Annotated in this window: 17 protein-coding genes; 8 read left to right on the top strand and 9 right to left on the bottom strand. The window is 44.4% G+C overall.

Annotated features, from left to right (window positions below; translation table 11 throughout):
* The first annotated feature begins 189 nt into the window (after positions 1–189).
* The 6 genes from BM528_RS01265 to arcA all read left to right on the top strand — a co-directional run bounded on the left by BM528_RS01265 (position 190) and on the right by arcA (position 7,148).
* Positions 190–900 (top strand): alpha/beta fold hydrolase, encoded by a 711-nt coding sequence (locus BM528_RS01265; RefSeq protein WP_071978341.1) that lies wholly within the window; start codon positions 190–192, stop codon positions 898–900.
* Positions 901–986: 86 nt separating this feature from the next.
* Positions 987–1,706 carry a tRNA (guanosine(46)-N7)-methyltransferase TrmB gene (trmB, locus tag BM528_RS01260; protein WP_071978340.1) on the top strand — a complete coding sequence of 240 codons (720 nt, stop codon included), beginning with the start codon at positions 987–989 and terminating at the stop codon, positions 1,704–1,706.
* Positions 1,706–2,788 carry a methyltransferase gene (locus tag BM528_RS01255; protein ID WP_071978339.1) on the top strand — a complete coding sequence of 361 codons (1,083 nt, stop codon included), beginning with the start codon at positions 1,706–1,708 and terminating at the stop codon, positions 2,786–2,788. Before trmB ends, BM528_RS01255 begins: the two co-directional genes overlap by 1 nt.
* 265 nt (positions 2,789–3,053) lie before the next feature.
* Positions 3,054–4,478 (top strand): glycogen synthase GlgA, encoded by a 1,425-nt coding sequence (gene glgA, locus BM528_RS01250; protein ID WP_071978338.1) that lies wholly within the window; start codon positions 3,054–3,056, stop codon positions 4,476–4,478.
* Positions 4,479–4,627: 149 nt separating this feature from the next.
* Positions 4,628–6,283, top strand: coding sequence for a sensor histidine kinase (locus BM528_RS01245; RefSeq protein WP_071978337.1), 1,656 nt, complete (start codon positions 4,628–4,630; stop codon positions 6,281–6,283).
* A 157-nt stretch (positions 6,284–6,440) separates the two neighbouring features.
* Positions 6,441–7,148, top strand: a complete 708-nt coding sequence (gene arcA, locus BM528_RS01240) for a two-component system response regulator ArcA (protein ID WP_071978336.1) — start codon at positions 6,441–6,443, stop codon at positions 7,146–7,148.
* 105 nt (positions 7,149–7,253) lie between these two features.
* On the opposite strand, the gene BM528_RS01235 is transcribed toward arcA, so the two are convergent.
* The gene (locus BM528_RS01235; RefSeq protein WP_071978335.1) at positions 7,254–10,448 is read right to left on the bottom strand and encodes a beta-galactosidase; all 3,195 of its coding nucleotides are present in this window, start codon (positions 10,446–10,448) and stop codon (positions 7,254–7,256) included.
* 153 nt (positions 10,449–10,601) lie between these two features.
* On the opposite strand from BM528_RS01235, the gene BM528_RS01230 reads away from it, so the two are divergent.
* Positions 10,602–11,450 (top strand): helix-turn-helix transcriptional regulator, encoded by an 849-nt coding sequence (locus tag BM528_RS01230; RefSeq protein ID WP_071978334.1) that lies wholly within the window; start codon positions 10,602–10,604, stop codon positions 11,448–11,450.
* A gap of 93 nt (positions 11,451–11,543) precedes the next feature.
* On the opposite strand, the gene pmbA is transcribed toward BM528_RS01230, so the two are convergent.
* Complete coding sequence (pmbA, locus tag BM528_RS01225) at positions 11,544–12,875, bottom strand: metalloprotease PmbA (protein ID WP_071978333.1); 1,332 nt, start codon at positions 12,873–12,875, stop codon at positions 11,544–11,546.
* 72 nt (positions 12,876–12,947) lie between these two features.
* On the opposite strand from pmbA, the gene yjgA reads away from it, so the two are divergent.
* On the top strand, positions 12,948–13,505 hold the full coding sequence (yjgA, locus tag BM528_RS01220; RefSeq protein WP_083595159.1) for a ribosome biogenesis factor YjgA: 558 nt from the start codon (positions 12,948–12,950) through the stop codon (positions 13,503–13,505).
* A gap of 135 nt (positions 13,506–13,640) precedes the next feature.
* Here yjgA and tldD read toward each other — a convergent pair whose 3' ends face one another.
* The 7 genes from tldD to mreC form a co-directional block, all read right to left on the bottom strand.
* Positions 13,641–15,083 carry a metalloprotease TldD gene (tldD, locus tag BM528_RS01215; protein ID WP_071978332.1) on the bottom strand — a complete coding sequence of 481 codons (1,443 nt, stop codon included), beginning with the start codon at positions 15,081–15,083 and terminating at the stop codon, positions 13,641–13,643.
* The gene (locus BM528_RS01210) at positions 15,076–15,894 is read right to left on the bottom strand and encodes a carbon-nitrogen hydrolase family protein (protein WP_071978331.1); all 819 of its coding nucleotides are present in this window, start codon (positions 15,892–15,894) and stop codon (positions 15,076–15,078) included. The genes tldD and BM528_RS01210 overlap by 8 nt, the downstream gene beginning before the upstream one ends.
* The gene (locus BM528_RS01205) at positions 15,887–19,927 is read right to left on the bottom strand and encodes a YhdP family protein (RefSeq protein ID WP_071978330.1); all 4,041 of its coding nucleotides are present in this window, start codon (positions 19,925–19,927) and stop codon (positions 15,887–15,889) included. Before BM528_RS01205 ends, BM528_RS01210 begins: the two co-directional genes overlap by 8 nt.
* Before the next feature lie 26 nt (positions 19,928–19,953).
* Positions 19,954–21,420 (bottom strand): ribonuclease G, encoded by a 1,467-nt coding sequence (gene rng, locus BM528_RS01200; RefSeq protein WP_071978329.1) that lies wholly within the window; start codon positions 21,418–21,420, stop codon positions 19,954–19,956.
* Positions 21,417–22,007, bottom strand: coding sequence for a Maf family protein (locus BM528_RS01195; protein ID WP_071978328.1), 591 nt, complete (start codon positions 22,005–22,007; stop codon positions 21,417–21,419). The genes rng and BM528_RS01195 overlap by 4 nt, the downstream gene beginning before the upstream one ends.
* A 99-nt stretch (positions 22,008–22,106) precedes the next feature.
* Positions 22,107–22,583, bottom strand: coding sequence for a rod shape-determining protein MreD (mreD, locus tag BM528_RS01190; RefSeq protein ID WP_071978327.1), 477 nt, complete (start codon positions 22,581–22,583; stop codon positions 22,107–22,109).
* Positions 22,576–23,544 carry a rod shape-determining protein MreC gene (mreC, locus tag BM528_RS01185; RefSeq protein ID WP_071978326.1) on the bottom strand — a complete coding sequence of 323 codons (969 nt, stop codon included), beginning with the start codon at positions 23,542–23,544 and terminating at the stop codon, positions 22,576–22,578. Before mreC ends, mreD begins: the two co-directional genes overlap by 8 nt.
* Positions 23,545–23,573 lie beyond the last annotated feature (29 nt).

Raw genomic sequence — 23,573 nt, 5'->3', positions numbered from 1 at the left:
CTTATATCAATTTTGATTGTGTGTTTTTATCGTCAGCTTTTTGCTGGCTTAAAAGGCGGTTTTACTTCATTTTGCCCAGCCTCAATGCTCTTATTTAGAGCGCCAATTAAACATTCTATTAGGTATACGCTATGGTAGCATGGAACCTCTTGGTTATTTTTTAAGACAGTTACTGTCTAAGGTATTGGTGTGTCTTCTACAGCCCCCGTTTTATTCTTTCCTGGCACTTTGTGTGATGAACGTATTTTTTTACCGCTGTGGAAGCAGCTTTCAATAGCCCAGCGTCGCTATGTTCCACTGCAATGGGCATCGTCAAAAGAAGAGATGCTTGCCTTAAGTGAAGACAGAATACTCAGCGGTGAAAAAGTGCATCTTGTTGGCTATTCCATGGGTGGCTATATTGCCACGCTTGTAGCTGCAAGAAACATGTCTAATATCGCGTCAATGACTCTGATTAGCTTCGACCCGGCAGGCTTGAGCGACAGCGAAATAAGTCAGCGCAAGACGCTCGTAAAAACACTTAAAAACGGCCATTTTAAACCCGACAATGAGGCTTATTTGGCTCGGTTTATTCATCCGTCTCGCTTGCAAGATAACGAAGTAGCAGGCGTAGTTAAATCGATGGCGCAGGACTTAGGCAAAAGCACTCTGCTAGCACATACACTTGCGACCACGCCCAGAGATAATACTTATAAACTGCTAGAAAGGATTTCTGCCCCCATAGCTCTCGTTGGCGGTGTTGACGATAAGATTGCTAATATAGAGTCACTTAGGCTTGCAGCAACTAAATTATCGAATGCCACGCTTTGTGAACTAGAAAACACAGGGCACATGCTCCCCCTTGAGCAAACCAGTCTGCTTGCTTCTGTTATCTCAACGAACATTGGCGTACAAAAATAATACAAAACTTGTATTCTAACGTTGCATAAAAGGTGGGTAAGTGGATAATGCGCGAGCATAAAATTTGGGTATGAAAGGCATTGCAAATGAGGCAATTCAAAAGTCAGGCAGAAGCAGAAGCTGCCGGTGTTTATATAAGTAAAGTTAAAAGCTACGTTAAACGCGAAGGTAGACTTACCAAAGGTCAGGAAAAAGCGTTGGAAGAACACTGGCCAACAATGGGTATTGAATACCGCAACGAAACAATTTCTCTTGTCGAGGCATTCGACCGCGATGCGCCTGTGGTACTCGAAATAGGTTTTGGTATGGGCAAGTCCCTTGTGGAAATGGCCGCTGCCGCCCCAGAAAAAAACTTTATCGGTATAGAGGTACATAAGCCCGGTGTCGGAGCCTGTTTAGGTGACGCTGGCGAATTAGGCCTCAGTAATTTGCGTGTTATGGAACACGATGCCGTTGAAGTACTCAAAAACATGCTTCCTGATGAAAGCTTGTCACGCTTGCAATTGTTCTTCCCCGACCCTTGGCATAAAAAACGCCACCATAAGCGTCGTATTGTGCAAGCTGAGTTTGTTGAATTAATTCGGACCAAACTAGCAATAGGTGGTCATTTGCATATGGCGACAGATTGGGAACCTTATGCCCAACATATGGCTGAAGTTGTAAATAGCAACTCTGCGTACACTAACACCGCAGCAGAGGGTGATTACGTTCCTCGCCCAGACTATCGTCCTATTACCAAGTTTGAAACCCGTGGCCAAAAGTTGGGACACGGTGTTTGGGATCTAATATACGAGCGAACAGCGTAATGATTCTATCTCCTCAGAGCCAACTGCTAGAACGCAACTTATCGCTTTTTGAGCAGGGCAAATGGGCGTTCGTAAACCCCTCAGATGCTTATTTTCTTGACGCCCTGAGCGCGCAGGAAGTGACGGTTATTCATCAGTATTTTGATGTTTTTTCAGAAAGTGTACGCGTGATACCGTCGGTCACGCTAGATAGCCGTGATGTTGGCGAGTCAGGCTTTGAGGTAACGCAGAAGGCGGGCAACCATACCCATATATTTGCGCCATTTGTCACCCTTGCGGGTGAATTCACCGACATTATGCTGTTTTTACCCAAAGCAAAAACACATTTTCAAATGTTGCTTAACATGGCAGCTAGCATGGTAGGTCAGCAAGGGCGCATTCATGTAGTTGGAGAGAACAAAGGTGGCATCAAAAGCGCCGCAAAACTTATGCAGCAGTATGGTACTCCACAGAAGATTGACTCGGCGCGCCATTGCAGCTTAGTTACCGTTGTACTGGAGCAACAACACACTCCTTTTAACCCAAGTTCATGGGTAGACGTGAGCGAGTATGCGGTAGACGATGTAAAGTGGAATGTTGCTTCAATGCCGGGTGTATTCAGCCACAAAGAGCTTGACGCGGGCTCAGAGTTATTGCTTCAAAAGCATGCAACGTCTTTGCGTGGGAACGTGCTAGATTTTGCCTGCGGCGCGGGCGTAATAGCCAGTTATCTTATGCTTAAATACCCGCACTTAACGCTATATCTCTCAGACGTAAGTGCATTAGCACTTTATTGTAGTGCACTCACCTTAGCGGAAAACAAATTAAGTGCGACACTTTTTGCGGCTGATGGCCTGCACGGCGTATCGCAAAAAGTTCAGCATATTATTACTAACCCGCCCTTTCATACGGGTATAAAAACCGATTACACCATAACCAAACGCTTTATTTCAGATGCTAAAAAACAACTAACCTCGAAGGGAACGCTGCAGATGGTAGCGAATCGTTTCTTACCTTATCCTGGATTGTTGGCAGAAGAATTTACAACCGTATATACAAAAGCGCAAACATCACAATTTTCTGTATACGAGGCATCTTTGTAAGCCTTTATCTAGTGCGCGTTAATCTTTACTGTACATTTTTATAGCAAAGATCGACACGCACAGGATATTGCATGATAAGTTTAATGCTAAGCACTTTTGGCCTTTTCTATATAATTTTTCAGAAAATGCCCGTACCTCTGGTACATTTATAAAAATGTACTGAAAAAATAAATTTTAAAAGCGTATCAAACCATTCTCTGCATCTGTGTTTCAATCAACTTGAGCCTATGCAGAGACTATGCAGAGATCATGAAAAGGATTACCTGTGGACATTGTATTTGCTATCTCAGAAATAGAAGAATTGGTGAAAACGGGCGGTCTTGCAGATGTAGGTAAGGCTCTACCCTTAGCGTTAAAGTCATTAGGTGAAAATATCACTATTGTCATGCCCTACTACAAAACGCTTAAAGAGCAATTAGATTTACCCGAGTACGGGGAAAACCACACCTTATTTACAGAAGGCAGAGTTTACCACTTTCAAATTAAACACCTTCAGTGGCATGGCATACCTATTTACTTTATAGATGCACCAGACTTCTTTATGCGAGATGGTTTGTACTCTGATGCCTTTGATGCCTTTGAAGACAACGGAGAGCGCTTTAGCTTTTTTAGTGGCGCTGTTTTACATGCACTTAAAGCGTTGGCAATTAAACCGCACATTATTCATTGCCACGACTGGCATACTGCCATGCTGCCGTTCTTGCTAACTAATGATAAGACAGGCTACTTCTTTGGTACAAAAACGGTGTTCACTATTCATAACGCCGCATTTCAAGGCGTACATAAGCTCGATGCCATTCCATTTTTGCGTCACCATGCCGACATTGGTAGTCAAGTACATGGTGGCTATATAAACATGCTGCAAAGCGGGATCGAATTTGCTAACAAAATCACTACGGTAAGCCCTAATTACGCTCGAGAATTGCTAACAGACTTAGGGAGTCATGGGCTTCATGAACGACTTGTTAGACGCAAAGACGACTTAAGCGGTATTTTAAACGGGTGCGACTATACGCAATGGAACCCACAAACAGATAGCTTTCTTCCCGAAAACTATTCCGTTGATAACTTGCATGCCAAACAAAGCTGCAAAATCGCATTACAACACAAGTCAGGCTTACCCGAGAATACTGATGTGCCACTTATAGGCATGGTATGTAGACTCACTGATCAAAAAGGCTTTGGCTATATTCTTCCCATTCTAGACGACCTCATTGCCCACAACGTGCAAATGGTTATTGTGGGGACTGGTGATCCTAAAGTGTGTATGGACTTGGGCGAATTTGCTCAACAGCATCCTTCGCAATTTGCTTTTATCAATGGATTTAGCTCTGAGCATGCGCACCTTGTCGAGGCCGGCGCTGACTTCTTTTTAATGCCATCACAATTTGAGCCCTGTGGATTGAACCAAATGTATAGTTTGGCATACGGAACCATACCAATCGTGCGTTCTGTTGGCGGTCTTAAAGACACCGTATTAGATTCAACATCGAGCGAACACCGAACGGGTTTTGTTTTTGACGAACCATCCCCTTCTGCGCTACTAAGCTGTATACGCAGAGCACTATTGGCCTACTACGAAGACCGTGGAGCATTTAGGGCTATGCAAATTAGGGGAATGAACACTCGGTTCACTTGGGAAGCAGCTGCAGAAAATTATCGCACGCTTTATCAAAACATGATGAGTTAGCTCAGTAACTTTGCGTATATTTTATTATCTTTGCTTACCTTTCTTTTTAAGGAATTATGCGCCAATATTATTGTGACAGAAATAACGTGGCGATATTAACGTCGCGATATTAACGTGACTAAGCAACGTGGACAGTAGTTAAAACGGACATGACAGACAAAGCAAGCGGGCTTACTATTCGCAATATATTTTTATGGACCGTGATGTCTGTGGTCTCTATGGGACTCGCTGTTGTAACCTGTCTGTCACTGTACATACAAATAGACAATTACCGTCACGAATTGAATTCTAAAGCGTATATTCTGTCAGATTTAGTCGCTCGCACTTCATCCCAATATATTATCAGCAGCCAAGATGAAGCAGCAGAAAAGTCGCTTTATCACCTAGCAGCAGTTCCTTATGTGCTAAATGCACATATTTATCATAAAAATAATCGCCGCCAATCAAATGTGGAAACGCCCCGGATATTTGCCTCTTACAACAAAGAGGGTCATTTAATGACCGGAGGAAAAGAGGCTCAGATAAATGAACTACTCGGCTCGCCTGTTATTACAGATACCGGCGATTACCTGGAAATAACTGCCAAGGCATTTGATGATGAAACAGGCATTCACTTAGGGTGGGTTTATTTAAAACTTTCCATAGACGAATTTTATTCGAAGGTGCAGAGTGCCATAGTCACACACCTTGTCACTATTTTGCTGTTGCTCGCTATTAGTTTTTATATCGCGTACAAAAAGCAGCTGGGGATCTCCACGCCGGTGCAAACCATGGCCGATTTTTTGCAGCAAACATCCCGTCAGCGAAACTATTCTGCAAGGGTCGTGGGCTCGAGAATTCAAGAGCTCGATACACTTGCAAATGCAATCAACGTTATGCTGTTTCGAATGCAAGAATACATGGAAAAGCAGCAGCAAGCAGAAGAACGTCACCGTAAGCTCAATTCCAGCTTAGAAGAAATGGTGAATGAACGAACAACGGCGCTAAAAGATGCTAACCGTGAATTAATACAAACACTTGAAAAGCTGCACCAATTTCAGCGGCAAATTGTACAGAACGAAAAAATGGCATCACTAGGCGATATGGTTGCAGGTGTAGCGCACGAAGTTAATACGCCGATTGGCTTAGGGGTGACGGCCTCAACAATGATGCTAGACCGACTAGCTGTAATTCAAAAAGATTTTGAAAGCAAAACCCTCAAAGCGAGCGCAATGAAGCGCTTTATCGAAGAAAGTAACGAAAACCTTAATATTATTTATCGCAATTTGAATCGTGCGGCAGAGCTTATATCTAGCTTTAAGCAGGTAGCTGTTGATCAATCTACAGAAAATAGTCGAAGTTTTTGCGTTGAACAGCTAGTTAATGAGATACTATTGTCATTACAGCCTCGATTAAAAAAATTAAAACACAACATCAACGTAGACTGCGACCCTACCCTAAACGTTGAAACGAAGGCTGGCCCAATTAATCAAATATTGATTAATCTAATAATGAATTCCGTTATCCATGGTTTTGAATTCATGGATAAAGGCACAATTAATATTCGTGCTGAATTAGTTAGTGATAACAAATTAAAATTAGTTTATTCCGATAACGGAAAAGGTATACCTTCTGAGATCCGTAAACGTATTTTTGATCCGTTTGTAACAACAAAGCGCGGTCAAGGTGGCTCGGGACTTGGTATGCATTTGGTATATAACTTGGTGACACAAGCCTTACTTGGCTCTATTACATTGACGAGTGAGGAAGATAACGGTGTGGAATTTGTCATAATATTCCCCGTTTCTAATGCGAAAACGTCGTAGTCATTGTATAAAGTATGAACTTTTGTTGAAATTTGTTGGCTAACCCCAAAATCCTAACCGAGTTGTTATTCATAAGTTACTTGCAAATAAGTTTATGAATATTAAAATTTAACCAGTTAGTTGCTTAAATCTTATTTTTGAAAGAGTGTAGAACACCATGCAAACGCCAAATGTGTTAATTGTTGAAGATGAAGTGGTAACCCGCACCACGCTTAAAAGTTTATTTGAAGCGGAAGGGTACAACGTATTTGAAGCTGAAAACGGCAACCAAATGCACGATTTCTTCGAGAATCACGCAATAAATTTGGTTATTATGGATATCAATCTTCCAGGTAAAAATGGGCTAATTCTCGCTCGTGAAGTACGTGACCGTAAAAACGTTGGGTTAATCTTCCTAACAGGTCGCGATAACGACGTAGACCGCATTTTAGGTTTGGAAATTGGCGCAGACGATTACCTAACTAAGCCATTTAACCCAAGAGAGCTCACCATTCGTGCGCGTAACTTGTTATCTAGAACAACAAATTCTTCTGAAGATGATGACTTACCAAGCCGTGTTAATTTTAACGGTTGGACACTAGATGGCGATAGCCGCTCTCTTATTTCACCTACTGGCAAAGAGTTCCGCTTGCCGCGCAGTGAATTCAGAGCGTTGCATTTATTTTTGAGCAACCCTGGTAAAATTCTCACTCGCGAACAGCTTATTATGGAAATGACAGGTCGTGAACTGCGTCCTAACGACCGTACTGTAGACGTAACTATTCGTCGTATTCGTAAGCACTTCGAATCTCACCCTTCAGAAGAAGAGTTGATTGTGACTATCCACGGTGAAGGCTATCGCTTTTGTGGTCAGGTAGACAGCTAAAAACTGCACTTGCCTAAATAATTGCGAGTAAGCCAGTAGGTTTATTGTCGTATTGAAAAAGCCGCTATTGAGCGGCTTTTTGCTGTTTGATGTATGGCAAGCTTATCAGCCGCCAGTGAGAGTAAAGGAATAGGCGTAGCGCTTTTTCTCAAGAAGAAACGCTTTGTGCGTACTCGGACTCCATGAGTCGTCGCCCCCCACACCCATATGTGCGTGATCGATGTAAACAAAGGTACAATCTTGTTTAACAAGGTCACAAGTATGCTTAGCCACATCTAGCTGCGACTGCCCATAGGCACTCACCGCGAAGTGAAAATCTCCACACACTTTTACACTACCCACCTTTAGCATAGAGCAATAACTTCGTAGCCCATTGTCAGTTGGGAAAATATAGTCGGTATGCATATCTGAAACAGCCATTTCATAACGCCCAAATCTTGCGGCGGCTTGTCTGTCTGGGTAGTTTTCAAATGGCCCAAGACCTGTATAGGTTATCGTATCACCGCGCGGGGCAGTATCGCTTCCGTCACTAACGGTGTTGCCTTTAACACCCAAAGGTACAGCGAACTGCACGCCAACTCTCGGCAATGGTGGCACCATATCCGATACAAGCACTTCAACATTTGTGGTCAATGTTGAATCAAGTGCAAGGGTGTAAGTCCACTTTGTTACTGCCTGAACTGCGCCGTCATACGTATATTCAAATAAAGCTATCACCCGAAGATCGCTGTCGCTCTGCTGAATGGCAATATCTTTGCACTGGCGTTGCCATACACCTAAGCCAGCTCGACGCCATCTAGACTCCCATGCATTTGGATCTGGATTATCAACTTCACTTATACCAATATCATTATCGAGCGGCGCCCGGAAAAAGTTGTCTTCTAATGGTGCGGATAAAAGCTCTTTATCGCTTACTAACCAGGATAGGAGTAAACCGCTTTCGAGGCAGAATGAAAGGACGTTAGATCCAAGCTTGGCAGTTAATAACGCTTCACTTCTGTTTACTTCAATATTCTTTGAAACAGCGCTGCTCTTTTCAAGCTCACTACTATTAATAACGTTTCCAGCCGGCTGGCCAATCATCTCGCCAGTGAGATTATACGAGGCTATGCCTACTCTGTTTTTAAGCGTTAACTGCTCTGTATCAAGAATGTGTCCAGCTGGGGCCCAAGCGCTATCGTTAGCTACCACAACATCGAGATTTAAGTGATATACCGCTCCAGGTTTATACGTTATCTCTGGTGATAACGCTATGTTTTGGCTATCTTGCGGTTTAACAGCTAGGAGGGTTTCGCCCTGAAAAATACATTCACCATCTTCGAGTACTTTCCATTGCAGTATTTCATTGTCGGTACTGCGGAACAAATAATCGCTAAAAATCGTAAGGGTAAATACACCACCTTCGTCAGCTAAAGCAAAACTTAAATGCTGTTGGCAGTATTTGGCCTCGAATAATGCTGGATGAGGCGTTCGGTCGGGGAATAAGAGACCGTTAATACAAAACTGTCTGTCATTATAAGTGTCACCAAAGTCACCACCGTATCCCCAATAGGGCGTGCCATTCTCCGTGTACTTCTTTAAACCTTGGTCTACCCAATCCCAAATGAAGCCACCTTGCAAGCGCGGGTAGGCTTTAAACGCTTTCCAGTACTCATCAAAACTCCCAAGGCTATTTCCCATTGCATGAGCGTACTCACACAAAATAACGGGTCGGGTCTCATTGGGCATAGAAAGCCACTTTTTAATTGCCCACTTTGGTACCGCATCGTCTTCAACATCTGTGTCAACTCGTGCGTACATGGGGGCCAAAATATCTGTGGCCGAAGTATTTGCGCCACCGCCTTCATACTGCACCGGCCGCGAGGGGTCAAAAGACTTAGCCCAACCATACATGGCATCGTGGGTTGGGCCGTGCCCACATTCATTGCCCAACGACCAAATTATAATAGACGGGTGGTTTTTATCTCGTTCAACCATTTGAGTGAACCTCGCCATGTAAGATCCTGCCCACAGAGGGTCGCGAGATAGTCGCCCCATAGGAAACATGCCATGGGTTTCAATATTTGCTTCGTCAACTACGTACAATCCGTATTCATCACACAGTTCATACCATCGTGGATGGTTGGGATAATGAGCCGTTCGAACCGCATTAAAGTTGTTTTGCTTTAAGAGCTTAATATCCTCAAGCATATCGGCCTCATTAATTGCATGGCCTTTACTCTCGTGATGCTCATGCCTGTTCACGCCGCGAACTAATAGAGGTTTACCGTTTATGCATAACTGCCCTGATTTCATTTCAATGTTGCGAAAGCCAACATCGTAAGCCTCCACATCAACGATTTGTCCGCCTTCGTCAATGAGCGTTACTACTAAGCGATATAGGTTGGGGGTTTCCGCAGTCCAATGTTTTGGCTCTTTAATATCAAGAGTTTGAAAGACAACGTCGTCCCAGCCTCCTTTCTCATCAATACGTTTATTGTTTGTACCGTCAACCACACGTTCTGTAACAGCGGTTTCTTTGTCAAATAATTGCACACCTACTTTATACTTATTAGGTGCATTTACTGCCGTGCGAACAGAAAGCGTGGCATCTCGGTAGCAGGCGTCTAAGGAAGGCGTAACGAATACATCTTGGATATGATACGTAGGTTTGGTGATAACACTTACGTCTCGGAAAATGCCGCTTAACCACCACATGTCTTGGTCTTCTAAATAACTGCCATCTGACCACCTGAACACCATAACCGATAGACGGTTTTCACCAACGGTTAAAAATGAAGAGATATCAAACTCGGCGGGTAGACGACTGTCTTGAGAGTATCCAACGTAAACACCGTTACACCAAAGATGAAATGCGCTATTTACCCCTTCAAATACTATATGGTTACGCTTTGACAGCGCAGATTCCTTCATAGTAAACGTGGTTCGATAGCACCCTGTTGGATTGTCCTCTGGTACATTGGGAGGACTTACCGCAAAAGGATATTTCACATTGCAGTAAATGGGTTTATCGAACCCTTTCATTTGCCAATTAGAGGGCACCTCTATTGCTTGCCAGTGTTTTACATCCGTTTCGGGCAACACGTCTGCAATGAACTCATTAGCTACCGCATCGGGCGAAGGATATAGACGAAACATCCATTGCCCATTTAAGCTCATTTTACTGGCGTTTCGGTTGTTTAGTGCATCTTCTTGCGTAATAAAACCGTTATGTGGTGCGTGTGCGTTTACTCGATTACGCTGGTACACAAGTGGGTTCTGCCAGTCTTTTTGCGAAATAATCTGTTCGACGTTGGCCATCAATGGCTCCTATTTTTAAGCTTACGTTGGCTTTAACCGAGTTGTTTCAGGGATTGTATCTAATCTCAATATGGTCAAAGCATAGCTAATATTGAATAAATACTTTATGCTTAAACCTCTCCTTCTTTTATCCAAAACTCTCATTTAAAAATTATGCAGCCTGCTTTCTCAGATATTATTGATATAGGCCAACAGTGCTACGAACGTTTTATAGATGGCAGTAATGCGCCAGAAATCGCCGAGTTAGATATTGAGCTTGCAGGTTGTTCAAACTTATCAGGTAACTATACAGTTGGCAGAGTATCGCCGCCTAACCACACTCTATTTTATTCACTGTCGGGACAAGGCCACTTTCGTACGCCGTTTGGATCTTTTACCATTTCTAGCGGTCAACTTATTGCGCTACCGGCTTACCAGAGCTTCGAAGTGACCATTGCCAGCGAAGCGTGGGACATAATTTGGCTTAATCTGTCAGATACCCCTCAGTGGGATGCGCTTCCCAAGCACAGGCCTGAGATAATGGAGAATGTGAACTTATCTGGCGTTCATCATGCCATGGAGTTGCTTTATTTAGAGGCGGATGCAGAAAACCGAGAGGCAGCAATACACATAATAGGCAGACATTTACACCAACTAATAAACCGTGATGTCACCCACAGCACAGATCGTCACGCCACTAGACTGACATCGCTTTTTGCCGCGGTAGATAATCAATTGCAGTATCAGTGGGACGTTTCTCAGTTAAGCAAGAAAGCCCATTACTCTGCTCCTCACTTACACCGTTTATGCTTAAAGTATTATCAAAGAAGCCCTATGCAGCAGGTTATTCACCTGCGCATGCAGCGCGCGCGCAATTTGCTGCTCAATACGCAGTGGCCAATTTCATACATCGCCCACTACGTGGGGTATGCTAACGTATTCACATTTTCAAAGAGGTTTAAAAAATCGGTGGGTAAACCGCCCCGTGAATTTCGCGAGGCGGAGGTCAAAGAAAAGACATAGCAACGAATCATATGCTGTATTAACAGACTCTGATTTCTTGCTACTTACCTGCAAATTCTCTGCTTATTCGCTGCTTATGCAAGAAGCGTTGCATTAGTTTCCGGCTATTTTCATTTCGTTGACAAGAACAGAGCCAGTTTGAACACTGCCTCTCACATCTTTGTCTTTGCCAATAGCAACGATATTACGGAACATGTCGCGTAAGTCGCCAGCAATCGTTATCTCATGCACTGGATATTGGATAATACCGTTTTCTACCCAAAAGCCTGCCGCGCCGCGAGAGTAATCGCCAGTAACAATATTAACGCCCTGACCCATAAGTTCAGTAACGAATAATCCAGTGCCCATCTCTTTTAATAGATCGGCGTCACTATGACCTGTATCGCCCACTAACCAGTTGTGAATGCCACCAGCATGTCCATTAGACACGGTGTTAAGTTTACGTGCAGAGTACGTAGTATATAGATAGGTAGCTAATTGACCGCTATCCACAATGGTCATGTCTGAACAAGAAACACCTTCATTGTCAAAGCTCGAACTCGCTAATCCAGACTTGATAAGGGGGCGCTCTTCAATATTTAGCCACTCTGGAAAGACTTGCTTACCTAAGCTGTCGAGTAAAAAAGACGAGCGTCTATACAAACTGCCGCCGCTGATTGCGCCAACATAATGACCAAACAAACTGGAAGCGAGATCTTTGTGAAACAATACAGGCACATTGGCAGTATTAATTTTTCGAGCGCCAAGGCGTTCAACGGTAGCCTTCGCAGCTTCCTCACCCACAAAGGTCGCAGATTTCAGTAAATCGGCTTGTCTGTTTACAGTGTAAGCATAATCTCGCTGCATGTCGTTTTCTTGAGAACCTATCACCATGCAACTTAGGCTGTACCGGCTGCTTGGATAGCCCGCATTGATCCCGTGCGTATTGCCGTAAACGCGCATCCCCAAATTAGCGTTATAAGACGCGCCATCTGAATTAGTTATGCGAGAGTCGTAATTCATCGCCGCCGCTTCAGTTTCTATGGTGGTTTTTATCGCTTTCTCGGTATCTAGCTCTTGCGGGTGATAGAGCTCTAAATCGGGAAACTCTGTGGCGATAAGCTCTGCATCGGCAAGGCCTGTGCACGGATCCTCACTGGTGTAACGTGCAATATCTACTGCTTTTTCCACCGCCAAAGATAGCGCTGCTTTGCTCAAATCTGCCGTAGAAGCACTTCCTTTCCGTTTGCCTACGTAAACGCTAATACCTAAACCGCCATCGTTGGTAAACTCAACGTTTTCAACTTCTTGCATACGCGAAGATACAGCAATACCCTGTACCTTAGACATGCTTGCTTCGGCTTGTGTTGCGCCTTTTGATAAGGCCATTTTCAGTACATCATCAACGACATTCTGAATTTCTGATAGCTGTTGCTCAATTTGCATAGTAAGTTTCGCTGTCTATATTCGACTGTGATAGTTACAATTTGGCTAAAGTGTAACACTAATGAGTTTGAAATGAGTGATCAGAAACATAATTCTCCACAAGATCCTAACTTTGACGGTGCTAAGGCAGGAATGTCTGAAGACGAAGATTTTATAAGTAAAACCGAACTTAAGCGTCAGGCCAAAGAACACCAGAAACTAGGCGAAACCATTGTAGGGTTGACCGATGCCCATGTGGCAACAATCCCCATGGACGAAGAGTTGGCAGATGCAGTGGCAGTAGCCCGCATTGTTAACAAGAAAAAAGACGGTTATCGCCGGCAATTGCAGTTTATTGGAAAGCTACTTCGCCAACGAGATACTGCCGATATTGAAGAAGCGCTAGCGAAAATAGCTCACCAGCATCAGGCGAGTAATGCAGCTTTTCATAAATTAGAACTGGCGAGAGAAGCGGTGATTGAAGAGGGTGACCCTGCAATTCAGCGCTTAATCGAAGAATACCCTGATTTTGATAGACAAAAATTGCGTCAACTCAGTCGCCAGGTTAAAAAAGAGCGAGAGAAGAACGGGCCACCTAAAGCATTTAGAGAGCTTTTTCAGTACATCAAGGACATCGTTCAAAACAGCTAGAGCCGCTTCATCAGCGAGCTTGTAGCCTTGAAAAGGCTGAACTTTCACATAAGACAGGCTACTAAAAAAGGCTGGTACCATGAAGTGACCAGCCTTTTTGCGTTTATTCGATTGAATCTTATATAAATTTTACAGCTAAGCTGTTCCGCCCACGGTGAGCTCATCAATTTTAAGCGTTGGTTGACCCACACCAACCGGCACACTCTGACCGTCTTTACCACACACACCAATGCCTTTATCTAAGGCGACATCGTTGCCAATCATTGATATCTTTTGCATAACCTCTGGCCCGTTGCCGATAAGGGTTGCCCCTTTCACAGGCGCTGTAATCTTGCCATTTTCAATGAGATAAGCTTCGGCACTAGAGAACACAAATTTACCCGAAGTAATGTCTACTTGACCACCCGCAAAGTTAGGCGCATAAATGCCCCTTTCAATAGAAGCTATAATTTCTTGCGGATCGTGTTGCCCTTCAAGCATGTAAGTATTTGTCATTCTTGGCATAGGCAAATGCGCATAAGACTCTCTTCTGCCATTGCCAGTAGGTGCTACGCCCATTAATTTCGCGTTATGCTTGTCTTGCATATAGCCTTTTAAAATACCGTCTTCAATTAACACGTTATGCTGAGTAGCCGTGCCCTCATCGTCTACCGATAGCGAGCCACGGCGATCACTTAAGGTACCGTCATCTACAACGGTCACACCTTTTGCGGCAACACGCTCGCCTATACGGCCACTAAAAGTAGAAGCACCTTTGCGGTTGAAGTCACCCTCTAAGCCATGTCCCACAGCCTCGTGCAGCAGTACACCGGGCCAGCCGTTACCAAGAACTACTGGCATAGCTCCAGCAGGCGCCGCTACAGCTTGCATATTTACTCGGGCCATGTGCAAGGCGTCGTCGGCAAGCGTTTCATACAAAGGCTTACCGTTGTCGTCTGATTGAAAAAATGCATAGGCATAACGGCCGCCCGCGCCAGCGGAACCACGCTCTCGGCGATCTCCGCTTTCTAACAATACAGAGCAATTTAGCCTTACCAAAGGGCGTATATCCGTTGCAAGAGTACCGTCGCTTCCAGCAACCAATATTTCTTCGTACACACCGCTGATACTCACCACCACCTGATTAACAGATGGCTCTTGCTTGCGGATGTATGCGTCTACTGAACGAAGAAGAGATATTTTTTCTGCGTCTTGCATAGCAAGGATCGGATTGTTATCGCTGTAGCGCGGGTTTAGGGCTTTTTCGCCCAGCGCAGACACCTTCTGAGTACCGCCACTTGGGGCAATTCCGCGGGCCGCTTTACACGCTTTTAATAGTGCTTCCTCGCTGATTTCATCAGAATAGGCAAAACCGGTTTTCTCACCGCTTATAGCCCTTACGCCAACACCGCGCTCAATGTTGTAACTGCCTTCTTTGATAATGCCATCTTCAAGCACCCAGCTTTCATGCTGACTAGACTGAAAATATAAGTCGGCATAGTCGGTGTCGTGACGATGGATTGTGGCTAATGCACTCTCAAGCCTAGCAATATCAAGCCCTGAGTCTGATAATAAATGGCGCTCTACAGATTTAGACAAAGTGACTCCTGAATCGGTTGTGTTCGGCAACGGGCATATTTTGTTTGATGGTTTCTCGTTGCGCAATATCTACGCTGGCTTTTACTACGCCTTTCTCTGTGGCTAGCTCTGCCAATGTTTCTCCCCAAGGAGAGATAACAATGCTGTGGCCAAAGGTTTCACGCCCATTGGCATGTGTGCCTGTTTGCCCTGCGGCGACTACAAAGCATTGCTTTTCAATAGCTCTGGCCTTTAACAGTGCATGCCAGTGGGCTTCACCAGTTTTTTGCGTAAACGCTGCGGGCAATACCAATACATCAATATCGCCCATTGCGGTAAATAACCCTGGAAAGCGAATATCATAACATACCGCAAGGCCAATGTTGCCAATTGGTGTACTAACCGTTATCACCTCGTTTCCCGCTTGTGTAAAGCGTGACTCTTTGTAGCTTCCTGTTGCATCGTTTACCGAGACATCGAACATATGAATTTTGCGATAGTCGGCCAAACACTCTCCATTCGGAGCAAACAACATGCATGCTGCAGAAAACATATCAGCGCTTTCTGTCTGTAAAGGGAAAGTGCCGGAAATGATGTAGCATTGATAGTCTTTCGCTAATTGCGAGAGGTGGGCTTGAATTGGCCCTTTACCCTTTTCTTCGGCAATAGCAAGCTGGCCTTTATCTTTCCCACCAAAACAAGCAAAACATTCTGGCAACACAACAAGGCTATCTGGTGCGATGCTAGCGTCTGCCATTGCGTCAGAGACTGCGGCTAAATTTTCATTAACATCGGGGGTAGATGTCATTTGTAGTGCGACTAAATTAACCATCAATAACCTCCATTTTTATCCTGCGGACATCGTCTTCTGTAAGCGGCCTATCGAGAGGATCTTTTTGCACGGGAACGTTTTGCGCAGGTAGGCTAATATCTTTGCTGTTTCGTTCAACCTCTTCAAACTGTGGTTCGCTTATAGTGCCTGAAACACGGTAATTTACATTTGAAATAACCTTTGCCGATGTCAAAACCTGATCTATAGCTATGGCGGCAAGAGCGGTAGGCGGAGTAGCTAAAAAGTACACCAAAAATGGTAAGTTGCCTGTCACATTAGGAGCAAAGGATACATTGTAGTTAAGGTCTCCTGTGCCTAAGTCTGTAAACCCCATTATTTCTATCTCGCCAGCGCCTCCGTCTATTTCAGTGTCATCGGTATACGCTTTGCCATCGACAATAGTTAGCGTGCCTCCCATATCATCATAAAAGAAGCCTTTCGCAAATACGTCCCTAAAGTCTAAGCTTAATTTTCTCACTAATGAATTTAAACTAAACAGTGTGAAGATGCGCGAGCCTTGATCGCTTAATTCGGTAAGATACCCATCTGACAATGACCACTCAACGTCTCCCTGAAGTTTATTGAGCTGTAAGTCCATGGGAGAGTTTGGCCATTGAATACTAAATGCGACATCGGCTTCGGAGTCTTTAATACCCGACTCGATTTTGTACTCTTTAAGCATTTGCCCTACATCTGGTGCCAAAAGATTTCCTTCGATACGACTTATTGACGCGCCGTCTTTGTATTCCCAATCAGCCTTTGCCGTAATGGTTGCCTCGGGAGAGCGGATGACAAGCTGCCTCGCATTAAGCCCACTGTCTGTTTTTACGATATCTAGGGTAATATTCCCTAAATCAATACCGTGGAATATGCAGCTTTCGCAGCGAAAATACACTGGAGGAAGAGAACGAGGATCAAGTTCAAACGGATCGTCAGACTGTTTGGCATTAAAATCGGCGAGTGCATTAATGTTGGTCTCGTTTACTTCTAGCTCTAAGGCCTCAGGCTTTATTAAATTTAGATAGTCTGCGTTTATCTCTATGCCCTGCTGCGCTAAATTGCCATTAACGAGTATGGTTCCCCTCGCTGCGGCCGAGCCAATATCGAGCAGCCAATTGTTGTTGCGCTCCTGTGCATTTATTTGAACGTCGTTAATGGCATGCCCAGCAAACGTTAACTCACTTGCTTTGGCAAAAATGCGTGAAGGCGTACCAAATAGTCCGTTTCTAGTAGGCTCAGAAGAGGATGAAGAAGCGTTCGCGGCTTTGCTAGATGAGAGTTCCTCACTGCTACTGGCTTGCTGCTGATTGCCCGAAGTCAACATTGAGATAGTTGTAAACCACTCTTTTACATTGGCGTTATCAAGGTTTGCAGCAATACTAAAGCCGGTTCCGATGTTGGCTATATCACTCTCACCAAGCGCTAAGTGAGCGCGAGAAAACTGCATTTCTTTATGTGGTAACGTACCGGTAAAACGAATGTCTTCCCCCAATGTTGCGTTAACGTTTGACGCCGTAAGGTTGCCACTGCTTTGAATATTTAGCGGGAGACTTGTTCCAGCGGCTGTGTTGAAAGGTTCAGGTAACACACTTTGAGTTGCCGTTAAGTCAGCATTTAAATCGGCAGTATAAGAAAAAGTGTCTTTCCCCAGGATCAAATCTACATTAGTTTGCCATTGAGTCTCGCCGTCCACGTAGTCGGTCAACTCAGTATTCACGTAGTTTGCAAGAGGGTGAACATGCCAACGCCCCGCTAGGCCCACATTAAGCAAATATTCTTCTTGTTGCTGCCCGTGAATATCAATCGTCACCGCTTGATTGAGAAACTGTGCTGAAAGTTCTTTTGCATCTATATTGCCGTTGTCGAAAGCTATGTCGCCTTTTGTACGCTCAAAACGCATGTTAGTTTTTGGGATGTATACGGTATTTTCTGCTAGCGCAGCGGTGCCGGTAGCTCTCACTTGCTCACCGTTTAACGGAATATGTAGGTGGATATCGGCAGATAGTGGCCCGGCAACCTGTACATCCTGCTCTAATACTTTTCCTAACGAGTCTTTGATAGAAGATGCCATCATTAGACTCGTTAAACTCTCCCCTGTCCCATCACCTGCCGCATCAATAGTGAGAACAGCATCCCGTTTAAATGTGGGAATAGCTGCCGACATATTACGCACTTTTACACCCGCAAGCTCTGCAGAAGAGCTTGTCATGAATAAGCCTTTATTAATAAAGCGAAGGGATAAATCGAGCTCACTGAGTGCTGGCCATTTCGATGAAAATAGGAAGTCACCCTTACTGATGTCTACAGAGGCTTGAAAAATTCCCTGTTGTTCTGTGAACGGGTATTCATTAATTTTCCCAAACCACAGCACTCGTGCCGCTTCTATCTCACCTCCACCGACAAACGCTCTGGTGAGGTAGTTGTCTAGGTTGTCGCTCATGACAGGCGCAGGGAAAAGATCGCTCACACCAGAGAGCGGCAGTGGGTCAACGTCGGTGAACAAAGACAAATGGCCAGAGGACAGGTCGAAGTTGAATGCAGACGTTAAGGAGACGCTATCTGTATCTATTATGATATTGTCGCTGCTAATTCCCCATCGACGTGGCTCTGCTTTTCGCTGTCTTTGCGCTTGCAGAGTACTGATTTCTTCGCTGCTATTGTCGGAGCTTTTCTCATTGCTTTGGAGAGGATAAACGTAGATATCCGCTGTAATATTATTTACATGGACATCTTTTTTGATAATTCCCTTACTTGAAAGCTCGCTGTCACTGGACTCTAAAAACACAGCGCCGTTGTGCTTGTACCAAAATATATCGGCATCTAAAGACGACAACCCAGGAATAGCATCCGTTTGTGACCACTTTAGGTCGAGCACTTTCGCCGCTAGTGCGGGCGACCCGTGCTGCCATTGTAATTGTAAGGTAGCCAGCTCGCCCTTGGGATCAAGAGCTCTAATTTCATCTTCACTGGTATCATCAAGAAAGAGCGGAAGCAGAAGTAAAAATGGATTAATTTCGACAGGTTTTATCGTATTGAAAACGGCATTGCCGTTATTCGAAATAGTACCGATAACATCAGTGGTCAGAGTCGCATTACTCGAGTTGAGCTTAAGTTGGTCAACGCGAATATTCCATCCATCCGTTGTTGGCAAGGCTTGTAGACTCCCCCCCGTAATGCCTGTGACGGTTTTAATCTGTTCATCGCCCCATTGCAGCAGACTGTTGTTCAATTCTGCCTGTACAGAGTTAACCGAACTTTCACTAAAGTGGGTCCATATTTCTAGGTTTGCCCTACTTTGTGCCAGTGGGCGTTTGGTTTTGATTAGGTCACTTACCCATGGAGATATATCTAAGTCTTCAGCTTTGGCGTAGAACACACCCTCAAACTCATCTTTCGTGCCCTGAATATCGATAACAAATGACGCTGAGTTTGCTGATACCCCATCGACTTTTATGCGTCCTAACCCTTGATGGCGTTCTTCAAAGTTATTCCACGATAAAGTGGTAACATCAAAGCTGTTTGTATCGCCATTTCGGGTAAGCGAAATAGTCCCATCTTCTAAAGAAAAGCTTTGCAACTGCTCTAAAAACAGACGTTCTAATGCGGTTATAACAGGAAAATTATTCTTGCTGCTGCCAGACACTCGATCTGCATCAATATCAAGCTGCAGACCTCGTAATTCGAATCGAGGGGATGAGATTAGCTGCTGGCGAAGAGATTGCCAAAAATCGAGTTCTACATAAATTTGCCGAATATCGAGGGCAACAGGAGACGCCTCATCTTTCGCTAAAGACACGGAGTTTAAGACAATGCTCGGGCCGCTTCGCTCCCAAACAGCATGCACACTGTCAATGGATAAGTTTACGCCGTATTGCTGGTTTATGTAGTCTTCCAGCAGGTACTTATTGTGTTCAATGTGGGGCAAGGCGTACCTTGCAGCGCTCAGTATCAGCGCAAAAAGAACAAGTAATACAGCAAGCAGCAGCCAGAACTTCTTTAATAAGTACGCAGCTGCCGACGAAAATTTTGTCACACTATGCCTTTCTTAACGTTAATGCGTTACATCATAACGACGTCGTACTTGTCCTGGTTGTACAATGTTTCGGTTTGCACTTTAATTTGTTTCGATACAAACACTTCTAACTCGGCCAACATATGAGACTCCTCTCCCATCAGAGCCTCAGCCACTTTGGGGGACGCGTAAACTACAAATTTATCAGCGTCATACGCGCGATTTACACGCACAATTTCACGCATAATCTCAAAACAAATAGTCTCTATTGTTTTAACGGTTCCACGCCCTTTACACACAGGGCACTCACCGCACAATATATGTTCAATACTTTCGCGGGTGCGCTTGCGGGTCATTTCAATAAGCCCTAACGCGGTAAACCCGTGAATATTGATCTTGGCTCTATCCTTACTTGTCGCCACTTCTAATGAGTGTAAGACACGCCTTTTGTGATCAGGTTCCATCATATCGATGAAGTCGATAAGGATCATACCGCCAAGGTTGCGTAATCTTAGCTGACGCGAGATAGCCTGCGTGGCCTCTGCGTTGGTATTAAAGATGGTTTCTTCTAAATTGCGATGACCAACAAATGCCCCTGTATTAATATCTATAGTGGTCATTGCTTCGGTCTGATCGATAATCAAATAACCACCCGACTTTAAATCTACGCGGCGCTCTAAAGCTCGCTGCGCCTCATTTTCAACATCATACAAGTCGAAAATAGGCCTATCGCCGGTATAATATTCCAGCTTTTCATTCATTTCAGGAACGTATTCTTTGGTAAACTGAAACAACTCTTGGAACGACAGCTTCGAGTCAATGCGTATTCTATCAAGCTCAGTGCCAACGAAATCTCGAAGCACCCGTCGTGCTAAAGGCAAATCCTCGTAAAGCACATTGGATTTACGCTTTTTCATACGAGACTGAATTTTGTCCCAAAGCCTGCGTAAAAACGCTGCATCTTGCTGCAACTCGTTTTTGCCCACTCCCTCTGCAGCTGTTCTCAGTATGAAACCGCCGTTTTCATCGCAAAACTCTTGAACTAAGGTTTTTAGTCGCTCGCGCTCGGCTTCTTCTTCAATACGCTGAGACACGCCTACATGGGTAACAGATGGCATAAACACAAGGTAACGACTGGGAATAGTGATATCGGTAGTTAAGCGGGCTCCTTTGGTGCCAATGGGATCTTTAACCACTTGAACAACAATATCCTGCCCGTCTCTTACAAGCTCTCGAATATCTTGTTTTTGTATATGACTTGCCAAAACCTCTTCGGCTATTTCATTGTGAATAACAATGTCTGAGGCATGAAGAAATGCAGCTTTTTCTAGTCCAATATCTACAAATGCCGCCTGCATACCGGGTAATACTCGACTCACTTTGCCACGGTATATATTGCCTACCAGCCCCTTTTTCGTGTGTCGTTCTACGTGTATTTCTTGCAAAATACCATTTTCAATGAGAGCAACTCGTGACTCAGAGGGTGTAACGTTAATTAGTAGCTCGGCACTCACTTCGCAACTCCAAATTCATTGAGCAATTGACGGGTTTCATACAGAGGTAATCCTACTACAGAACTTGGACTGCCGTTAATAGAAACGACGAATTCGCCACCTATGCCTTGAATAGCATAACTACCGGCTTTATCTTGCGGCTCCCCTGTTTCCCAGTACGCAATAATTTGCTGTTTAGTCAGCGTTGCGAATGTGACTGATGTAGTTACAGTCCGCGTTACCTGTTTCAATTCAGACATTGCACTAATTGCTGTTAACACTTCGTGAGTTTGCCCCGACAGCATAGATAATATGCGTATAGCATCTTCTCTATCTACCGGCTTACCAACGCTTGCGCCATTAAAAGCTATAAGCGTATCGCTGGCTAACACAACGTTAGAAGTGGCCGGTTCTGAACTGGCGTTTACTTTAGACATGACGGCCTGCGCTTTCTCGCCGGCCAGTCTGGCAACTAAATCGTATGGAGATTCGTTAGGTTTTGGCGTTTCATCAATATCAGCTGGCAAGACAGTGTGAGCAACCTTCATTTGATTTAACAAAGCGGTGCGCCTTGGCGATGCAGAGGCAAGAATGAGATGAGAATGCATTGGCAAAACCTTATTAATCACTTACGAAAGTGCAGTATTTTTAAGAACGATGTTCTGCGCAATTATCGGCATAAAAAATTATCGGCAGACAAAGCCTTATTACATAATGGAAAACTGTCTTCGCGTGCGGCGCAGCAACCAAAAGACCCATGGCCATATCACCATAGACGCAATTACTGGCCACAAATAATCAATCTGAAAGTAAATGTCAGTGAGAATGTGCTGAACCCAAAACGTAACCAGGTGGTAAAGCGAAGATAAGAGGCCAATGATAATGGCCTGTTGCCATACGGAATAATTTCTTAAACGCTGATAGTTTGCCGCAAGAATATAAATTGAAACGCTTAAGCCAAGACTGTGAATGCCAAGTGTGGTGCCAACCAAAATATCCATTGCCACGCCGGTAATAAAAGCAACACCAACATTCACTCTGCTTGGCAGTGCCATACTCCAATACGCCAATACTACCAACACCCAGTCTGGACGGTATACATCGGCTTGAATAGGTAAGGGTACAATCTGCAATACCAGTGCAATTATGATGCTGCCCCAAATGATGAGGTTGCGTTTACGCATTTTCTGACTCTTCTTGGTCTATATCTTTTGAATCTTTATCTTCTGGCGCTTGCTCTTCAGTGGCGTCGTCTAATGTTTTTGGGTCCAGCGTTTTAGGGCCCTGGGTTTTAGGCTCCTGGGTTTTGGAGTCCTGCGACTCGTCACTTTCATGCCACAAAAGCAGCAGGTGGCGCAGCCTGTCTAAACTTGCAGTTGGGGTAACAATAACTCGTGAAAAAGGACGACTTTCATCTCGAACTACCTGTTTCACCCGGGCGACGGGATAACCTTCTGGGAACACACTGCCTAAGCCGGAGGAAATAAGAACATCGCCCTCTTGAATATCTACACTATGCGGCACATGCTCTACATATAACTCGTTTAAAGAGCCGCTTCCTGTTGCGATAAAGCGAATATCGTTTCGCAGCGAGCGTACGGGTATAGCATGGGTTACATCGGCTAAAAGTAAAACGCGACTGTTTGTGGAGCCCACTTCCATAATTTGACCCACAATTCCTGAGTCATCAATAACGGGTTGAGACAAATAAACACCGTCGATTGCGCCTTTATTAATGAGTACTTGCTGGCTATACGGGTTTTTATCCACCGCCATCAGTTCAGCTACCATTTTGCGCGACTCTTTTCGCACCGGAGCGTCTAACAGTAAGCGAAGCTGTTCGTTTTCTTTTGCAAGCACATCAAATTGCTGAAGTTTCTGGCTCATCAACAACAGCTGATTTGACATAGTTTGGTTTTCTTCCAGTAACCGCTCTTTGGAAGCGAGACGTTGGGCGCTCTCGCTCAATATAACGCCTGGCAAATTGGCCAGGTACTGAATAGGACTCATGAAAGAATTTAAGTAAACTCGGGTAGATTTAAACCCCTCTAGCTTGTGATCGACAAAAATTAATAGCACAGAAAGCACTAAAGCCAGAGCTAGCCGGTTATTTAATGAGGGACCGCGAGTGAATATAGTATCCATGATACAAAGAAGGCAACCTCAAGGTTGCC

Origin of the sequence: Alteromonas sp. RW2A1, from assembly GCF_001886475.1 — a bacterium.
Taxonomy (GTDB): Bacteria; Pseudomonadota; Gammaproteobacteria; order Enterobacterales; family Alteromonadaceae; genus Alteromonas; species Alteromonas hispanica.
Note: the sequence above shows the minus strand (reverse complement) of the source record. Positions and strands in the feature narration are given on the sequence as shown.

Excerpts from the sequence above, each read along its gene's own strand:
- trmB (WP_071978340.1), top strand. The coding sequence starts at position 987 with ATGAGGCAATTCAAAAGTCAGGCAGAAGCAGAAGCTGCCGGTGTTTAT.
- BM528_RS01255 (WP_071978339.1), top strand. The coding sequence starts at position 1,706 with ATGATTCTATCTCCTCAGAGCCAACTGCTAGAACGCAACTTATCGCTT.
- BM528_RS01245 (WP_071978337.1), top strand. The coding sequence starts at position 4,628 with ATGACAGACAAAGCAAGCGGGCTTACTATTCGCAATATATTTTTATGG.
- arcA (WP_071978336.1), top strand. The coding sequence starts at position 6,441 with ATGCAAACGCCAAATGTGTTAATTGTTGAAGATGAAGTGGTAACCCGC.
- BM528_RS01235 (WP_071978335.1), bottom strand. The coding sequence starts at position 10,448 with ATGGCCAACGTCGAACAGATTATTTCGCAAAAAGACTGGCAGAACCCA.
- BM528_RS01230 (WP_071978334.1), top strand. The coding sequence starts at position 10,602 with ATGCAGCCTGCTTTCTCAGATATTATTGATATAGGCCAACAGTGCTAC.
- pmbA (WP_071978333.1), bottom strand. The coding sequence starts at position 12,875 with ATGCAAATTGAGCAACAGCTATCAGAAATTCAGAATGTCGTTGATGAT.
- yjgA (WP_083595159.1), top strand. The coding sequence starts at position 12,948 with ATGAGTGATCAGAAACATAATTCTCCACAAGATCCTAACTTTGACGGT.
- BM528_RS01210 (WP_071978331.1), bottom strand. The coding sequence starts at position 15,894 with ATGGTTAATTTAGTCGCACTACAAATGACATCTACCCCCGATGTTAAT.
- BM528_RS01195 (WP_071978328.1), bottom strand. The coding sequence starts at position 22,007 with ATGCATTCTCATCTCATTCTTGCCTCTGCATCGCCAAGGCGCACCGCT.
- mreD (WP_071978327.1), bottom strand. The coding sequence starts at position 22,583 with ATGCGTAAACGCAACCTCATCATTTGGGGCAGCATCATAATTGCACTG.
- mreC (WP_071978326.1), bottom strand. The coding sequence starts at position 23,544 with ATGGATACTATATTCACTCGCGGTCCCTCATTAAATAACCGGCTAGCT.